General features: G+C 67.3%; 12 protein-coding genes and 1 tRNA gene. 6 read left to right on the top strand and 7 right to left on the bottom strand.

The genetic code is table 11. The annotated features are described in order from the left end of the window. Window positions 1-47 precede the first annotated feature (47 nt). Together F6B93_RS20950 and F6B93_RS23520 are read right to left on the bottom strand one after the other, a co-directional pair. Complete coding sequence (locus F6B93_RS20950) at window positions 48-2,342, bottom strand: PE family protein (RefSeq protein WP_211696795.1); 2,295 nt, start codon at window positions 2,340-2,342, stop codon at window positions 48-50. A gap of 14 nt (window positions 2,343-2,356) precedes the next feature. Continuing rightward, the gene (locus F6B93_RS23520) at window positions 2,357-2,488 is read right to left on the bottom strand and encodes a hypothetical protein (RefSeq protein WP_281426114.1); all 132 of its coding nucleotides are present in this window, start codon (window positions 2,486-2,488) and stop codon (window positions 2,357-2,359) included. Window positions 2,489-3,058: 570 nt separating this feature from the next. On the opposite strand from F6B93_RS23520, the gene cspA reads away from it, so the two are divergent. The 3 genes from cspA to topA all read left to right on the top strand — a co-directional run bounded on the left by cspA (window position 3,059) and on the right by topA (window position 7,226). Then, the gene (gene cspA, locus F6B93_RS20945) at window positions 3,059-3,262 is read left to right on the top strand and encodes a cold shock protein CspA (RefSeq protein ID WP_036363014.1); all 204 of its coding nucleotides are present in this window, start codon (window positions 3,059-3,061) and stop codon (window positions 3,260-3,262) included. A gap of 225 nt (window positions 3,263-3,487) precedes the next feature. Next, window positions 3,488-4,066, top strand: a complete 579-nt coding sequence (locus F6B93_RS20940; protein ID WP_211696794.1) for a hypothetical protein — start codon at window positions 3,488-3,490, stop codon at window positions 4,064-4,066. A 319-nt stretch (window positions 4,067-4,385) separates the two neighbouring features. Beyond that, entirely contained in the window at window positions 4,386-7,226 is a 2,841-nt protein-coding gene (topA, locus tag F6B93_RS20935; RefSeq protein WP_211696793.1) for a type I DNA topoisomerase, read from the top strand. Here topA and F6B93_RS20930 read toward each other — a convergent pair. Continuing rightward, on the bottom strand, window positions 7,223-8,914 hold the full coding sequence (locus F6B93_RS20930; protein WP_211699645.1) for an adenylate/guanylate cyclase domain-containing protein: 1,692 nt from the start codon (window positions 8,912-8,914) through the stop codon (window positions 7,223-7,225). The two genes, topA and F6B93_RS20930, sit on opposite strands and share 4 nt — an antisense overlap. A gap of 76 nt (window positions 8,915-8,990) precedes the next feature. On the opposite strand from F6B93_RS20930, the gene F6B93_RS20925 reads away from it, so the two are divergent. Together F6B93_RS20925 and F6B93_RS20920 are read left to right on the top strand one after the other, a co-directional pair. Continuing rightward, on the top strand, window positions 8,991-10,199 hold the full coding sequence (locus F6B93_RS20925) for a DNA polymerase III subunit delta' (RefSeq protein ID WP_211696792.1): 1,209 nt from the start codon (window positions 8,991-8,993) through the stop codon (window positions 10,197-10,199). An 89-nt stretch (window positions 10,200-10,288) separates the two neighbouring features. Continuing rightward, a tRNA-Thr gene (locus F6B93_RS20920) sits at window positions 10,289-10,361 on the top strand. Here F6B93_RS20920 and F6B93_RS20915 read toward each other — a convergent pair. After that, window positions 10,352-12,163, bottom strand: a complete 1,812-nt coding sequence (locus tag F6B93_RS20915; protein ID WP_211696791.1) for a hypothetical protein — start codon at window positions 12,161-12,163, stop codon at window positions 10,352-10,354. The genes F6B93_RS20920 and F6B93_RS20915 overlap by 10 nt on opposite strands. Window positions 12,164-12,195: 32 nt before the next feature. Between F6B93_RS20915 and F6B93_RS20910 the strand changes: the two genes are divergently transcribed. Further along, window positions 12,196-13,140, top strand: coding sequence for an NAD-dependent epimerase/dehydratase family protein (locus F6B93_RS20910; RefSeq protein ID WP_211696790.1), 945 nt, complete (start codon window positions 12,196-12,198; stop codon window positions 13,138-13,140). Here the strand turns inward: F6B93_RS20910 and F6B93_RS20905 are convergent. From F6B93_RS20905 to F6B93_RS20895, 3 genes are read right to left on the bottom strand one after another with little or no spacing between them, the layout of a single operon-like run. Then, the gene (locus F6B93_RS20905) at window positions 13,137-13,478 is read right to left on the bottom strand and encodes a DUF2304 domain-containing protein (protein WP_211696789.1); all 342 of its coding nucleotides are present in this window, start codon (window positions 13,476-13,478) and stop codon (window positions 13,137-13,139) included. The genes F6B93_RS20910 and F6B93_RS20905 overlap by 4 nt on opposite strands. Beyond that, window positions 13,475-14,212 (bottom strand): glycosyltransferase family 2 protein, encoded by a 738-nt coding sequence (locus tag F6B93_RS20900; protein ID WP_211696788.1) that lies wholly within the window; start codon window positions 14,210-14,212, stop codon window positions 13,475-13,477. The genes F6B93_RS20905 and F6B93_RS20900 overlap by 4 nt, the downstream gene beginning before the upstream one ends. 35 nt (window positions 14,213-14,247) lie before the next feature. After that, entirely contained in the window at window positions 14,248-15,558 is a 1,311-nt protein-coding gene (locus tag F6B93_RS20895) for a polysaccharide biosynthesis protein (protein ID WP_211696787.1), read from the bottom strand. Window positions 15,559-15,694: the final 136 nt, after the last annotated feature.

Raw genomic sequence — 15,694 nt, 5'->3', positions numbered from 1 at the left:
CATCGGCGGTTACGTCAGTCCAACGTAGGCAAGGATGCGACGAACTCTCAGCCGGGATCTCCGTCCGAGCCGTCCGCTCCGTCTCCGGACCCGCCAGTACCGCCGGTGCCGCCGGTACCGCCGGTGCCGCTCTGGCCGTCGCCGTCGTCACTGGTGCTGCTCTGACTAGTCCCGGCGGCGCCGCCATTTCCACCGTTGCCGCCGTCCCCGCCAAACTCATCGGTACTGGCACCGCCGTCGCCGCCGTCGCCGCCGTCGCCGCCGTTGGCGTCGAATCCGACGGCACCGCCGTCAGTGCCGCCACCTTGACCGCCAGTGCCGCCCGCGCCGCCGGTGCCGCCGTCACCGGAGTCGCTGGCTCCGCCTTCGCCGCCCGCGCCGCCCTTGCCGCCATCGGCGTCGAAGTCGACGGCACCGCCGCTGGTGCCGCCACCCTGACCGCCGGCGCCGCCCGCGCCGCCGTCGCCGCCATCACCGGAGTCGCTGGCGCCGCCTTTGCCGCCTTGGCCGCCTGCGCCGCCGTCGGCGTCGTCGGTGACGATACCGTCGTTGGTACCGCCGCCTTGGCCGCCTGCGCCGCCTTGGCCGCCGGTGCCGCCGTCGCCGGAGTCGCTGGCGCCGCCGTCGCCGCCTTGGCCGCCGGTGCCGCCGTTGGCATCAAAGGTGACGTTGCCGTCGTTGGCGCCGCCTTGACCGCCTGCGCCGCCTGCGCCACCGGTGCCGCCGTCGCCGGAGACGCTGGCGCCGCCGTCGCCGCCTCGGCCGCCTGCGCCGCCGTTGGCGCCTTCGGTGACGACGCCTTGGTCAGTGCCGCCGCCGGCGCCGCCCGCGCCGCCCGCGCCGCCGTCGCCTCCGTTGCCGGACACACCGGACCCGCCATTACCACCAGTACCGCCCGTGCCACCGTCGGCACTCTCGCCGACGGTGCCGCCGTCGCTGCCGCCGTCGCCGCCCGCGCCCCCTATGCCGCCCGTTCCGCCGGCCGCGCCGGAACCGCCGTTACCGCCGTTGCCGCCATTGCCGCCGGTCGTGTCAAAGAGATTGCTTTCGTCGGCGCCCTCGCCGCCGGACCCGCCGTTGCCGCCGTTGCCGCCCAACCCGTCGTTTCCGTCACTTCCGGCGACGGCGCCGTCGCCGCCCGTGCCGCCCACGCCGCCAGACCCGCCATCACCGCCGTTGCCGCCGCTGCCTCCGGCGCCGCTGGCCATGTCATCAGTGTCCTGGCCGGGGGCGCCGGCTCCGCCGTCGCCGCCGTTGCCGCCGTTGCCGCCGTTGCCGCCGTTGCCGGCGGCCCCACCGTTGCCATCAAGTCCATCGTTTCCGGCGGTACCGCCGAACAGGCCACTCGTGCCGGCGGCGCCGCCTGCCCCGCCAGCCCCGCCATCGCCACCGGCACCGCCATCACCGCCCGTTCCCCCGTCAGTGCCGGAATCGCCGGCCTGGGCGCCGACGTCGCCGGTGGTGCCGTTGGTGCCGTTGGCGCCGTTGCCGCCGCTACCACCGTTGCCGCCGTTGCCGCCCGCGCCGCCGTTGCCGAACAGCAGCCCAGCGTTGCCGCCATTACCGCCGGCCCCGCCAGCGGTGCCCGCAGTGCCGCTATCTCCGCTCGCGGTACCGGCGGCGCCGCTAGTTCCAGCGAGGCCGGCACCGCCAGCACCGCCGTTGCCGATGAGAAAGGCACTCCCGCCGTTCCCGCCGTTCCCTCCAGCGGCCCCGGATCCGCCGGCTCCGCCAGTGCCCCATAACCAGCCACCGGCCCCGCCATTGCCGCCGGACCCGCCATTTCCGGTGGTGGAGGCTCCACCGGCGCCGCCGGCTCCGCCGTTGCCGAGCAACCCGGCAGCCCCGCCGGTGCCGCCAGGCATGCCCGCCGCTCCCGATCCGCCTCTCCCGCCGTCACCGAGCAACCACCCGCCCGGCGCCCCATTGGCACCCGTCCCCGACGCTCCGTCGGCGCCGTTGCCAATCACCGGGCGCGCCGTCAGCGCCAAACTTTGTGCGTTGACCGCTGACAGCAGGTCCTGTCCCACAGACTGCGCCGGGCTGGCCATCGCCGCCGCGCCGTCGGCCTCCGCGCTGGCATACAGACCTGCACCGGAGGTCAATGCCTGCACAAAACGCTGGTGAAACGCGGCCGTATGTGCGCTGACCGCCTGATAGTCCTGTCCGTGCCCGGAGAAGAACACCGCGATCGCCGCTGAGACCTCATCCTCGGCGGCGGCGGCGATCTGCGTTGTCGAGGCCAGCATGCCCGCGTTGACGGCACGTAGGGCCGACCCCAAACCAGCCAAATCCGTTGCCGCTGAGGTCAATACCGCGGGTACCGTGCTCACGAACGACATCCGACCCCCCCAGATCAGTAGGCGACCACGTCGCCGGCTAGCGCCCGTACCCAACGCCGACGCATCAAGGTACCGCGATGAAGAGTGCGCCGCACGGCGGGAGACGACAACGCGGATTCATCGCGCAAAGCGCCAGTTCGCGACACCGGCTCGTTCCTTCATGCGGTGGTACTTCGGGCGGTGGTACGTCAGAGCAGCAGTCGCCGTATCGCCACATTCGAGCCGACAACGCGGCGCTAGTAGTGCGCAGTATCGACAGGTAGTCCATGTCGGGTTGGAGTGCGACCATCTGCAGCTTTCGCGGACAAAGCGGCGCAACTCGTCGGGACTATCGCCGTCGGCCCAATCCTGCTAGCTGCTCGTTCGGCCGGGCGGTGGAGGCAGCTCGGCAACGTGGGTTAACGGCTGCTCGCCTGCCGGGATACCGGCGAGCGCCGCGGCAAGCAGTTGGCTGCCGAAACTCGCCATGTGAGCACCCTCCACAAATCCGGCCACTGTAAGAGGCTGTCGCCGACGCGACGAACATGGTTGACTGATTGCGGTCGCAGCTTCTGTGTTCGTGTCAAACTTTCGCAGGATCGACGTTGTGGCCGCGGTTCCTGCGAGGTTATCGGTCGGGTGAAGTTCCGGCGACTCAGCGAGGTATGGCGGTCGCAGCTGGCCCGGGGCACCGAAAGGCGGTGCACCGCACCCAGAAGAAAAGGAAAGATCAAGAAATGCCACAGGGAACTGTGAAGTGGTTCAACGCGGAAAAGGGGTTCGGCTTCATCGCCCCCGAGGATGGTTCCGCGGATGTGTTTGTCCACTACACGGAGATCCAGGGAACGGGCTTCCGCACCCTTGAAGAAAACCAAAAGGTCGAGTTCGAGATCGGCCACAGCCCTAAGGGTCCCCAGGCCACCGGAGTCCGTTCCGTTTAACCGAGCAGACCCCGACGAAACCCCCCGGTGCCGTCCCGCCTAGCGGGTTCGGCCTGGGGGGTTATCGTTGTCTTGTCGTTGTCGAAGGCAGGTGCAGCCACGCCGGGTGCCTGCCGGGTACCCCCCGCTACCTAGCTGTCACATGCCCGGATGTCCGCGGCCGGGTGGCCCGCCGCGCCGGAGACCTCAAGCCGCGGGTTGACTTGCTGGCCTACTGTCAGTGGCGTGAGCCAGCTTTCCTTCTTCGCCGCGGAATCCGTGCCGCCCGCGGTCGAGGATCTGTCCGGGGTGCTGGCCGCATCCGGCCAAATCGTCGTGGTGGGCAGCGGCGCCAGGTTGTCGGTCGTGGTGGATCACCTCTGGCGTGCCACGGCGCTGGCCGACATGATCCAGGAAGCCGGTCTGGAACCCGAGATTGCCCGAACGGACGAAGACACCCCCCTGGTGAGGACGGCTGTCGACCCGATGCTGTGCAGCATCGCCACCGCCTGGACGCGGGGGGCGGTCAAGATGGTGCCCCCGAGGTGGCTTCCCGGGCCTCGGGAGCTCCGGGCATGGACGTTGGCAGCGGGCAGTCCGGAAGCCGACCGTTATCTCTTGGGCCTCGATCCGCATGCTCCCGACACCCATTCGCCGTTGGCTTCCGCACTGATGCGGGTCGGGATTGCGCCCACCTTGATCGGCACGCGCGGTGGCCGGCCAGCGCTGCGTGTCAGCGGCCGGCGCAGGCTATCGCGGCTGGTAGAGAACGTCGGGGAGCCTCCCGACAGCGCCGAGGCGGTGGCCTACTGGCCCAAGGTTTAGCCCGGCGACCAGGACCTAACCAGTGGGGCGTGAGAGGCCAGGGGTGGGTCCATCTGGGCGTGCGAGGTTGGGCAGGTGACCCGCTTGCCGGCCGAGCCGGGCAATCGGGTTTAGTGGCTCAGGTGGGCATGCATTTCGGGTAACCGGTTTGCGAAGCCCGCCCAAGGGTGCGAAATTGGCAGGTGCCCGCAGGCGAGCGGTACGGTGGCGTACTCGGAATTTCACCGGAATTGCCCTGACTTTCAGGGGCCGACCTGTCATTCTTCCTGCGGGGCGGTTCCGCTGGGGGGCCGCCAGAGGAGATGGAGCGTAAGCGCAGTTGGCTGAGCCAAAGACCAGTGCGGCGCGTCGCAGCGGCGGAAATGGCGTTGCGCGTCGACTTGTGATCGTCGAGTCGCCCACTAAAGCGCGCAAACTTGCGGGCTACCTGGGGTCCGGCTACATCGTCGAGTCGTCCCGGGGCCATATTCGCGACCTGCCGCGCGCTGCGGCCGACGTGCCCGCGAAGTACAAGTCCGAGTCGTGGGCTCGGCTCGGGGTCAACGTCGACGCCGACTTCGAACCGCTCTACATCATCAGCCCCGAGAAGAAGAGCACTGTCAGCGAGCTGAAGGGGCTACTTAAAGACGCCGACGAGCTCTATCTCGCCACTGATGGCGACCGTGAGGGTGAGGCCATCGCCTGGCATCTACTGCAGACCCTGAAACCCCGCATTCCGGTCAAGCGGATGGTGTTTCACGAGATCACCGAGCCGGCGATCCGCGCCGCCGCCGAGCATCCACGCGACCTGGACATCGACCTCGTCGACGCGCAGGAGACCCGCCGCATCCTGGACCGGCTCTATGGCTACGAGGTCAGCCCGGTGTTGTGGAAGAAGGTCGCGCCGAAGTTGTCGGCGGGTCGGGTCCAGTCGGTGGCCACCCGAATCGTAGTGCAGCGCGAACGTGACCGGATGGCGTTCCGGAGCGCCAGCTACTGGGACATCCTGGCCACGCTCGATGCCACCGTCTCTGATCCGGATGCGGCGCCACCGACCTTCGCCGCCCGGTTGACGAGCGTTGATGGCCTGCGCGTAGCTACCGGTCGCGACTTCGACTCACAGGGCATGCTGCGCAAGGCCAATGAGGTCGTCGTGCTCGACGAGGCCGCTGCGAGCAGATTGGCGGCTGGACTGCGCGGTGCCCAGCTGTCCGTTGCATCGGCGGAGGAGAAGCCCTACACGCGGCGTCCCTATCCGCCGTTCATGACATCGACGCTGCAGCAGGAGGCCAGCCGAAAGCTGCGGTTCTCCGCTGAGCGGACGATGAGCATCGCTCAGCGGCTGTACGAAAACGGCTACATCACGTATATGCGGACCGACTCGACAACATTGTCGGAGTCGGCGATCAATGCCGCGAGGACCCAAGCGCGTCAGCTTTATGGCGACGAGTTCGTCGCCCCCTCTCCTCGCCAATACACGCGCAAGGTGAAGAACGCTCAGGAGGCGCACGAAGCCATCCGGCCTGCCGGCGAGACGTTTGCCACCCCGGACGCGGTGCGCCGCGAACTTGACGGTGACGACTTCCGGCTCTACGAGCTCGTCTGGCAGCGTACGGTGGCTTCCCAGATGGCCGACGCGCGGGGAACGACGCTGAGCCTGCGGATCGCCGGGACGGTGCAAGACCAGGGGGCACAACAGGAAACCGAACAGGAAGTCGTCTTCTCGGCAAGCGGGCGCACCCTGACGTTCCCCGGCTTCCTGAAGGCCTACGTGGAAACCGTGGACGAACTGGCCGGCGGCGAGGCCGACGACGCGGAGCGACGGCTGCCCCATCTGACGCCGGGTCAGCGACTAGCCGCTATTGAGTTGGCACCGGACGGGCACGCCACCAACCCGCCGGCGCGATACACCGAGGCCTCATTGGTCAAGGCGCTCGAGGAGTTGGGTATCGGCCGTCCGTCGACCTACTCCTCGATCATCAAGACCATTCAAGACCGCGGCTATGTGTACAAGAAGGGCAGCGCCTTGGTGCCGTCCTGGGTGGCGTTCGCCGTCATCGGTCTGCTAGAGCAGCATTTTGGTCGCCTTGTCGACTACAACTTCACCGCCGCGATGGAAGACGAGCTCGATGAGATCGCGGCGGGCCACTCGCGACGCACCGACTGGCTCAGCAACTTTTACTTTGGCGGTGAGCACGGGGTCCCCGATTCGGTAGCCCGCTCCGGCGGTCTCAAGAAGCTCGTCGGCATCAATCTCGAGGGCATAGACGCTCGAGAGGTGAATTCCATCAGGCTATTCGACGACGCCGAGGGTCGCCCGATCTACGTTCGGGTGGGCAAGAACGGGCCCTACCTGGAACGCCTTGTGTCCGGCGACGACGGTCAGCCCACTCCGCAGCGGGCAAACCTCAACGGCACGCTTACCCCCGATGAGCTGACATTGGACGTGGCCGAAGAGCTGTTCGCCACGCCGCAAGAGGGACGTGTGCTGGGCGTGGACCCGGAAACCGGCCACGAGATCGTCGCCAAAGATGGCCGCTACGGACCGTACGTGACCGAGATTCTGCCGGAGCCTCCTGCCGATTCCGGCGGCGATGACGCGGGGACCAAGAAGGGTAAGAAGGCCCCCGTTTCCAAAGGCGCCAAGCCCCGGACCGGTTCGCTGCTGCGCAGCATGGACTTGCAGACGGTCACGCTCGAAGACGCGCTGAAACTGTTGTCGCTGCCCCGGGTAGTCGGTGTGGACCCTGCTTCGGGTGAGGAGATCACCGCGCAAAACGGACGTTACGGGCCATATTTGAAGCGCGGCACCGATTCTCGATCGCTGGCCACCGAAGATCAGATATTCGCCATCACCCTCGACGAAGCTTTGCGCATTTACGCTGAGCCGAAACGTTCTGGTCGACAGAGGGTTTCGGCGCCGCCGCTGCGAGAATTGGGGACTGATCCAGCGTCGGGCAAGCCGATGATCATCAAGGACGGCCGATTTGGGCCCTACGTTACCGACGGTGAGACCAACGCCAGCCTCCGTAAGGGTGACGACGTGGCGTCGATCACCGATGAGCGCGCCGCCGAACTGCTGGCGGACCGACGCGCCCGGGGTCCGGCGAAGCGGCCCGCGAGAAAGACGACCCGCAAGACAGCGACAAAGAGAGCGACGAAAACCGCCAAGCGCAGCTAGCCGCGCACCTCGCCGGGAATTTGCTCGGCGTCGCTGGAAGTTTCCTCGGGCACAGCCAAATTCAGCGGCCGCGCCAACTGGGTGGGCGCTGCGCGCCCGCGCAGCTCGACCAGCTCGCCAACGTCCCAGCACAACGCTTCGGTGTCGAGTGCGGCGCTGACGGCGATCGCCGACGCCAACACGTGGCCTTCCTCGAGTTTGGCCAGCTCGGTCAGCCGGGCGGCCTCATTGACCGGATCTCCGATGACCGTGTACTCGAAGCGGGCTTGGGCTCCGATGTGTCCGGCGATGGCTCTCCCGGCCGACACACCGATGCCGAACTCCGACGAACCCAGCACCGCGAGAAGGTCGTCATGTAGCTCACGCGCGGCCATCAGCGCGGCACCGGCACCGTCGGGGTGTTCGATCGGCGCGCCGAAGATTGCCAGCGCGGCGTCGCCCTGGAATTTGTTCACGAACCCGCCGTTCCGGTTGACCGTGTTGACCACCACGCGGAAGAACTCGTTGAGCAACCCGACCACCTCGGCCGGCGGTCGCGTCGCAGCCAGCCGCGTGGAGCCGACCAGGTCCACAAACAGCACCGCAACGTCGCGCTCTCGCCCGCCCAACTCGGTGCCGCGCTCGAGTGCCCGACGAGCCACGTCCTCACCGACGTAGCGACCGAACAGATCACGCAGGCGCTGCCGCTCGGACAGATCTCGCACCATGTCGTTGAACCCCGCCTGCAGCAGGCCTAGTTCGCTGGCGTCGTAGATCTGCATATGGGCGTTGTAATTGCCGCGCTGTACCTCGCTGAGCGCCCAGCGCAGCTGGCGCAACGGGTCGGCGATCGACATGGCCACCAACAGGGTGCTGATCCATCCGATGACCAACGCTGCCAACGCCAACAACAGGATGGGATTGAACAACGTCTCCGGCGGGGCATGCAGGAGGGCGATCTTGTCGGCCATAACGGCCAGCACGATCGTCAACAGCGGCACACCCGTAGACGGCGCCCACATCAGCATGAGCCGCAAGATCACGCCGGGCGCCTTAGCGTTCTCCGGTACACCGTTGCGCAGGGCGGCGACGGCCACCGGCCGCAATACTCGCTCAGATTGTAGGTAGCCGATGATCGCCGTCGCGGTCGCTCCCAGCCCGGTGGCGACGACGACGACGATCGCCACCTGCCTGGTCACCGACCAGCTGGCAAGGATGAAGACCGCGCCGCCGATGGCCCAGGACGTCAGGCTGATCATGGTGCGGTAGAACGGCATGCGTAGCGCGCGGCTTCGTGCCAGTTCGGTGGCGGCGGGATCAGCCTCGGCAAGCAGATTGTCGCGTCGCTGCCAGCGGAAAACCGGCACCAGCAGCTTCAGGTTCACGACGAACCCGGCCAGGAACAAGGCGGCCACCGACGCGAGGAAAATCGCCAGGTTGGCAGGTGGCAAATCTTGCAGCTGGATGCGGTCCTCGGGCGGCAGGCCATAGCGCAAGAAGCCGAGCACGAACAGCCCGCCAATGATGTCGGCCTGCAGCATGCTCAGCGAGAACAGCGGCCACGGGGTGCGCACAACCCACCGGACGAACGCGTTGATCCGTCCGGGCAGTGTTGCTGCCGGGGTTGTCACTAGCCCACCGTATCCGGCGACGGGGACTCGTCGGAAACCTGCGAGCGCCTCGGCAGCTCGCTCAAGATGGCGAAAAATCCTCAAAGATCACGGAATTGTCGCGAAACGGCTGCCGATCGGTATCTGTCGCTCGCGGTAGCTACTGTTGCCCGTGATGACCGGGGTGTTTACGCGGCTGGTGGGCCAGCAGGTGGTGGTGGCAGAGCTGCTCGCGGCAGCTGAGGCCGCTCGTGGTGAATCGCCTCACACCGCGCTGGGCAACGGGACTATGACACATGCCTGGTTGCTCACAGGTCCGCCCGGGTCCGGGCGCTCGGTCGCCGCAGTGTGCTTCGCAGCCGCTCTGCAATGCACATCTGACGGGGAACCCGGGTGTGGGCGCTGTCGGGCTTGCACCACCACGATGGCGGGCACCCACGCCGACGTACGCCGGGTCATTCCCGAAGGTCTGTCAATCGGTGTGGACGAGATGCGGTCCATCGTGCAAATCGCCTCGCGCCGGCCGACCACCGGGCATTGGCAGATCGTGGTGATCGAGGACGCCGATCGACTGACCGAAGGCGCCGCGAATGCGTTGCTCAAAGTGATCGAGGAGCCGCCACCGTCGACGGTGTTCCTGCTCTGCGCGCCGTCGATAGATCCCGACGACATCGCGGTCACGCTGCGATCCCGATGCCGGCACGTGGCGTTGGTGACCCCGTCTACGGAGGCCATCGCCCGGGTGCTGATCGATAGCGACGGGCTGGAACCCGACACCGCGAACTGGGCAGCATCGGTCAGTGGTGGCCATGTCGGACGGGCGCGCCGGCTTTCCACCGATCAGGAGGCCCGGGACCGACGCGAGCAGGCGCTGGGGTTGGTGCGCGACGCCGTTAAGCCCGCGCGCGCCTACGCTGCCGCCGAGGAGCTGGTGGTCGCTGCCGAGGCCGAGGCGGTCGCGCTGACGGCGCAGCGCGCGGAGACCGAGACAGAAGAGCTGCGGCTGGCTCTGGGAGCTGGCGGGACCGGCAAAGGCACGGGTGCGGCGCTCCGCGGTGTCACCGGTGCTATCAAGGACCTGGAACGACGCCAGAAGTCGCGCCAGACCCGCGCCTCGCGCGATGCGTTGGACCGCGCCTTAATCGATCTGGCGACCTACTTCCGGGATGCACTGCTGGTCGCGCTTGGTGCGGGCGCGATGCGGGCCAACCACCCGGACATGGCCGACCGGGCGGCTGCGTTGGCGGCGCATGCCACGCCCGATCGGTTGCTGCGCTGCATCGAGGCGGTGCTTGAATGCCGCGAAGCGCTGGCGATCAACGTCAAACCCAAGTTCGCCGTCGACGCCATGATCGCCACCATCGGCGAGGAACTGCACCGATGACCCGGCCGGTACTCTGGCCGCGCCAACTTGGGTGGGCACGCCCGCTGCCGTAGACTCGTGCCGCCCGGCGCGAGGGCGCCCAGGGTAACGCCGCCTTAGCTCAGTCGGTAGAGCGATTCACTCGTAATGAATAGGTCAGGAGTTCGATTCTCCTAGGCGGCTCCGTTTTGTGGGGTTTCGGCCGGCGCGAGGAATCCCACCGGCCCGGCGGCGATGCACAATGCCAGCGCGGCGGTGTTGGCTTGCACGGTGATCACATCACCTGCGCCCGGCAACCGTACGTAGATGCGGTTGAGTCCGGGGTGTACCAAAACTTTGCGCTGGGGCCCGTCGGACAGCGACAGCGTCATCGAGCCGTCGCTGTTGGCCAAGTAGTTGAGTTCGACCGTCCAATCCGCCGGCAGCAGTGGGCCGTCGAGGATCAAGCGCGCCGGCTCGTCGGGTTGCGCGAAGTAGCCGCACTGCGCCGTGGGCCCTGGCACGATCGCCCGGACCCAGGTCACTGCGGCATCGATCAACCGACCCGAGCTGTCCAACATCCGTAATTGGGTTGTCGCCGTGTCGAATTCGGGTCGATCGCGCAGCAGTGCGAACATGTGGCTGGCCAGATTCTCCGGCCAGGCCACCCGCTGCAGGACTAGTGGATCGACTTCCTGGTCCAACAGCGGCGCGCTCGAGGAGGCGTGTGCGGCGGCTAGTCCAGCCTGGGCATTCTGCAGATAGGGCTTCGCCGGGTTGTCGCGCCAGCTAACCAGAAACGTCGCGGTCGAATAGAGGCTGCTGGCCACAAACAACACCGCCAGCACGCATGTCACCACCGTGCGCGACCGCGAGGCATCCAACCAACGCGCGGTATCCCGGTTGGGCGCGGTGAACGCGACGGCAATGAGCAGCGCCAGCACGACGACGAGATCGGGAAAATATCGCAGCGTTTGGGCCAGCTCGAGCGCAGTGAACCGCGACGAGCGCATCAGATAAATCGGCACTTGGCACGCGACGGTGTAGCCGGCCGCGGTCAGCCACACCAGTCCGATGCGGCGCTTGCGCAGCAGGGAGACCGCCAGCGCACCGGCCAACGCCAGCCACCCGATCACCATCAGCACCAGCGGGGGAGTGGCCCAGGGGGACGCCGGCGCCCAACGTGCCCAGGCCCATGGTCCACCCACCAGGCCTGGCACCACACCATGGGTGATCGAGCGGCGCAGCAGATCGCCCGTCATGGACAGGTCAGAGCTCCATCGGCGTTGATTCACCACGGCAACGTAGAGGGCTACCCAGCCGGCCGTCAGGGCCAGTGACGCCGTCCACAGCCGCACGCCCGCGCGCCAAACGGTCCGAATCGCGGCCCGGTCGCCGTGCACGTGGGCCGACAACGCCGACACAGCGAAGGCAACGAAGGGGATCACCGCGGCTTTCTCGAAGAACAGCAGGCCGCCGAAGTAGGCGAGCAGGCCGGTCACTGCATAGCGCTGGTTGCCGGTTCGCACCAGCAAGATGGCGTCGGCGCACACCCACGCGAGCGCCGCCAACATTGGCAGCGAGTTCAGCGCGGCCGCCCACCAGGCGAACCCCGGCACGACCAAGGGCGTGAACAGGGCGAACGTCAACGGGATCGGAAGTACCGGCCGCCAGCCCAGAATCACGTACAGCGCCCGCAGCAGCGCCAGCGACGCCAGCAGCGCCAACACCACCAGGCTGATCGCGGGTCCGATCCAAACCAGCGGTGCCGCTCGGATGATGGCCCCGGCCAACAGGAAGGCACCGGGCATCACGTGGCCATCGTGGTCGTCGAACAGGTACGTCGGCGACAGGAGGTTTTCGGTACCCGCCCGCCCGACAAGAATGAGATCGTCCCAGTAGAAGTAGCCACCGAACGCCAGCACGGCGCGGACCGCCAGCGCCACGATGATCAGCGCGGTCGCTCCCAGGGCGACATTGGGGAGCCTGGTACTGGCGGTGGACATGGTTATTTCTTACCGGTCGGTATGGTGGGCCGGTGCGCGCACTGGTTACCGGCGCGGCCGGTTTCATCGGGTCGACCCTGGTGGACAGGCTGCTGGCAGATGGTCATCGGGTCGTTGGGCTAGATAATTTCGCGACCGGACGTGCAACCAACCTCGAACACTTGGCCGACAACCCCGCGCACGTCTTCGTCGAAGCCGACATCGTGACCGCGGATTTAGACGCCATTCTCGATGCGCATCGGCCCGAGGTGGTATTCCATCTGGCGGCCCAGATCGACGTGCGGCACTCGGTGGCCAACCCGCAATTCGACGCGTCGGTCAACGTGATCGGCACGGTGCGCCTGGCCGAGGCGGCCCGGCGCATGGGTGTGCGCAAGATCGTGCACACCTCGTCGGGTGGATCGATCTACGGCACGCCGCCGGTGTACCCGACCCCCGAGACTGCCCCCACCGACCCGGCGTCGCCCTATGCCGCGGGCAAGGTTGCCGGGGAGATCTACCTGAATGCCTTTCGGCACCTGTATGGGTTGGATTGCTCGCACATCGCACCCGCCAATGTGTACGGCCCCCGCCAGGACCCGCACGGTGAAGCCGGGGTGGTGGCGATCTTCGCCCAAGCGCTCTTATCGGGACGGACAACCAAGGTCTTCGGCGACGGCTCCAACACCCGTGATTACGTGTTCATCGACGATGTGGTGGATGCCTTCGTGAAGGCGGCAGGCGACGCGGGCGGCGGCCAGCGTTTCAACATCGGCACCGCTGTGGAGACCTCGGATCGGCAACTGCACTCGGCGGTCGCCAGCGCCGTAGGGGGGCCGGACGACCCGGAATTTCACCCGCCACGTTTGGGTGATCTCAAGCGATCGTGCCTCGACATCGGTCTGGCCGAGCGGGTGTTGGGCTGGCGCCCACAGGTTCAGTTGCCGGAGGGCGTGAGTCGCACGGTGGACTACTTCCGCCACGCACGGACTGCCTAGTGCCCTTCTGGGGTTTGTGCGCCTTCGATTGCCATGGCGCGAGCGAGTCGCGCGTAGCGCACTTCGAGATCCTTGAACCGCAGGTAGGTGCTCAGCGTGGTGAAACTGAACGCCATCACCAGCGCGTAGAGCATCAAGTCCGTGCCACGACGCACCCCGAACCAGTTCGCGACCACCGTGGTGTCGTCCGGTCGCAGTACCGCGTAGACGCCGGCCAGCACGAAGAGCACGTAGCCCACCTTGACCCAGGCCCGAGATCGCGGGCTTCGTCGGGACCGCAGCAGGTAGACCAGCAGCGCGATGATCGACCCGATCAACAGCACCTGGATCCAATTCATCGCGCCATCCTTCCCCGCAGAAACCCGTCGAGAATGATGTTGACGCCGTTGAGCATCGGCTGGCCTTTCGACCTCGAATACTCGGTGTAGAGCACCTCGACCGGTTCTTCCGCCACGCGCCAGTGGTTTTCGTCGATCAGCATGATGAACTCGGTGGCGTGGCTCATGCCGTTCATGGTGATGTTGAGCCCGTCGGCCACCGTCTTGTTGAAAACCCGCAGCCCGTTGTTGGTATCGGTCAGACCCAGCCGGCGACCGCGTCGACTCAGCAGCGCCGCCGTCTGCAGCACCACGCGCTTCACTAGCGGCGGTCGGGTGGCAGAAGCCTTGCCCGGGGGGCGGCCGAACCGCGTTCCGATCACAATGTCCACGCCACCCGCGGATAGCCGGTCGACCATGGTGGCCAGGTCTTTGACACGGTGCTGGCCGTCGGCGTCGAAGGTGGCGAAGATCCGGGCCCCGGGCTGCTGGCGGGCGTATTCGACGCCAGTCTGAATAGCGGCGCCTTGGCCGAGGTTCACCGGATGACGCAGTAGGTGGGCTCCGGCACGCAGAGCGATTTCTCCGGTGGCATCGGCGCTGCCGTCATCCACGCAGACGACGTGATCGAACACCGAGCGCACGTCCGCGACGACGTCACCGAAGACGGCGGCTTCGTTGAAGGCGGGAATGACGATCCAGACGTCTGGATAGTGTGCTTCAGGGTTCGTTGCTGCGCTCGGTTTCAAGGCCATTTGAGCCCACAAGGTACACGCTGGTGCCGGCCTGATCAGCCACCCTCAGTGTGTTGGGAGGGTCTGGAGCGTTCCGAGCGCCCCAATGCCAGCAGATGCACGCCGATGCCTACCAGTGGACCGCACAACAGCGCGACGATCGTGCGAGTCTCCAGGTGCAGCGGCAACAGCAGCAACAAACCTGATGCGACGGTCGCGCCGACCCAGCCCAGTGAATAGGCCCGATGCAGTGCCGCGGCTACCGCGGCGGCGCCGGTTAGCGTCAGCATGGCGATCGACACGGCTGCCGCTGTCAGCCAGCCCAGCAATGCCCCGCTGGTCTGGTACTGCTCACCGAACGCGACGCGCAGCACCCAGGGGCCCACCATGGCGGCCGCGAAAACCCCGCCCGCGCCGATGCCGCCGATAAGCGTCGCCGGAGCGGAGAGTGCTCGAATCCGGTCGGCGCGTTCGTCAACGAAATGAGCAATGAGGTTGCCTTGCATCGCCGTCAGCGGCACGAGCAGCGGCGCCCGCGTCAATGTCACCGCCAGGATGATCACGCCGCCCCGCGCGCCCAGCTCATCAGAGGTCAGCTTCAGCAGCACGGGGAACCCCATCACCAGAATTGCGCTGGCGCCTGCCGCTGTGATCGAGTGGCCTGCACCCCTCAAGAAGGTCGCGGTACTGCCAGGGGTCATCAGGCGCGCCGCTGTGCGCGTCGTGGGTGAGACGACCAGCATGATCAGCCAGGCCACCGCGCCCGCCACGGTAGCCCACAAGAACCCGACCAACCCCCAGCTGATCGCGACGGTAGCGACGGCGACGCTCACTCGGATGACGGCGTCGGTCACCATCAGCGCCCCATAGTGCGCCCACCGGTTCGTGCCTGCCAGCATTCCCAGCAGGGTGGCGTGCAGGCAGAACCCTGCGAGCCCAGAACTGAGGAGGCCCACCGATAGCCAGCGCGCTTCGACGAACACTCGTCCGCTCCACAGCGGTGCACTACCGGCGATTCCGATGGCTGCGGCGAGGCCGATAAGCCCGGCGACCCGTAGCGGACGGGTCCGTGATCGGGCGGGGGGCGATAGGGCGTCGACGTACGGCGCCGCGCGGACCTCGCGGGTGGTTTCCTGTAGCAGGCCGTTGGCCGCGCCCGTGACCAGGCCGAACGCACCCCAGAACACCCCGAATATGGAGAAACCGCTGGGTGCCAGGTCGCGAGCGGCCAGATAGATCACGGCGTAGCCGCATATGGCAGTCAGGACGGTAGCGGCGCCGACGCGCGCGACACTGCCGCGTGCGACCGGGCCGCCAGAGGCGCCGGTGGCACCTATGGGGGACGCCGAGCCACCCACCTCCGTCACTGTGGCGACACTTTCGGCCCACTGACCCGATGTATCGCCACAGTTTGAAAATACTCAGCGCATCGCCGGCCGCCACGCCCTGGCAACGATAGGCGGGTAAGCGCGGTCGGCGGTTCCTCCGACGGAACCCGGGGCC

It is taken from the genome of Mycobacterium spongiae (genome assembly GCF_018278905.1).
GTDB classification, from domain to species: Bacteria; Actinomycetota; Actinomycetes; order Mycobacteriales; family Mycobacteriaceae; genus Mycobacterium; species Mycobacterium spongiae.
This window is presented reverse-complemented; position numbering and strand designations above follow the sequence as displayed.

Bases quoted from the DNA above. Each gene is read 5' to 3' on its own strand.
- F6B93_RS20915 (WP_211696791.1), bottom strand. From the start codon at position 12,163: ATGTCCACCGCCAGTACCAGGCTCCCCAATGTCGCCCTGGGAGCGACC.
- F6B93_RS20950 (WP_211696795.1), bottom strand. From the start codon at position 2,342: ATGTCGTTCGTGAGCACGGTACCCGCGGTATTGACCTCAGCGGCAACG.
- F6B93_RS20900 (WP_211696788.1), bottom strand. From the start codon at position 14,212: ATGGCCTTGAAACCGAGCGCAGCAACGAACCCTGAAGCACACTATCCA.
- F6B93_RS20925 (WP_211696792.1), top strand. From the start codon at position 8,991: ATGACCGGGGTGTTTACGCGGCTGGTGGGCCAGCAGGTGGTGGTGGCA.
- cspA (WP_036363014.1), top strand. From the start codon at position 3,059: ATGCCACAGGGAACTGTGAAGTGGTTCAACGCGGAAAAGGGGTTCGGC.
- F6B93_RS20905 (WP_211696789.1), bottom strand. From the start codon at position 13,478: ATGAATTGGATCCAGGTGCTGTTGATCGGGTCGATCATCGCGCTGCTG.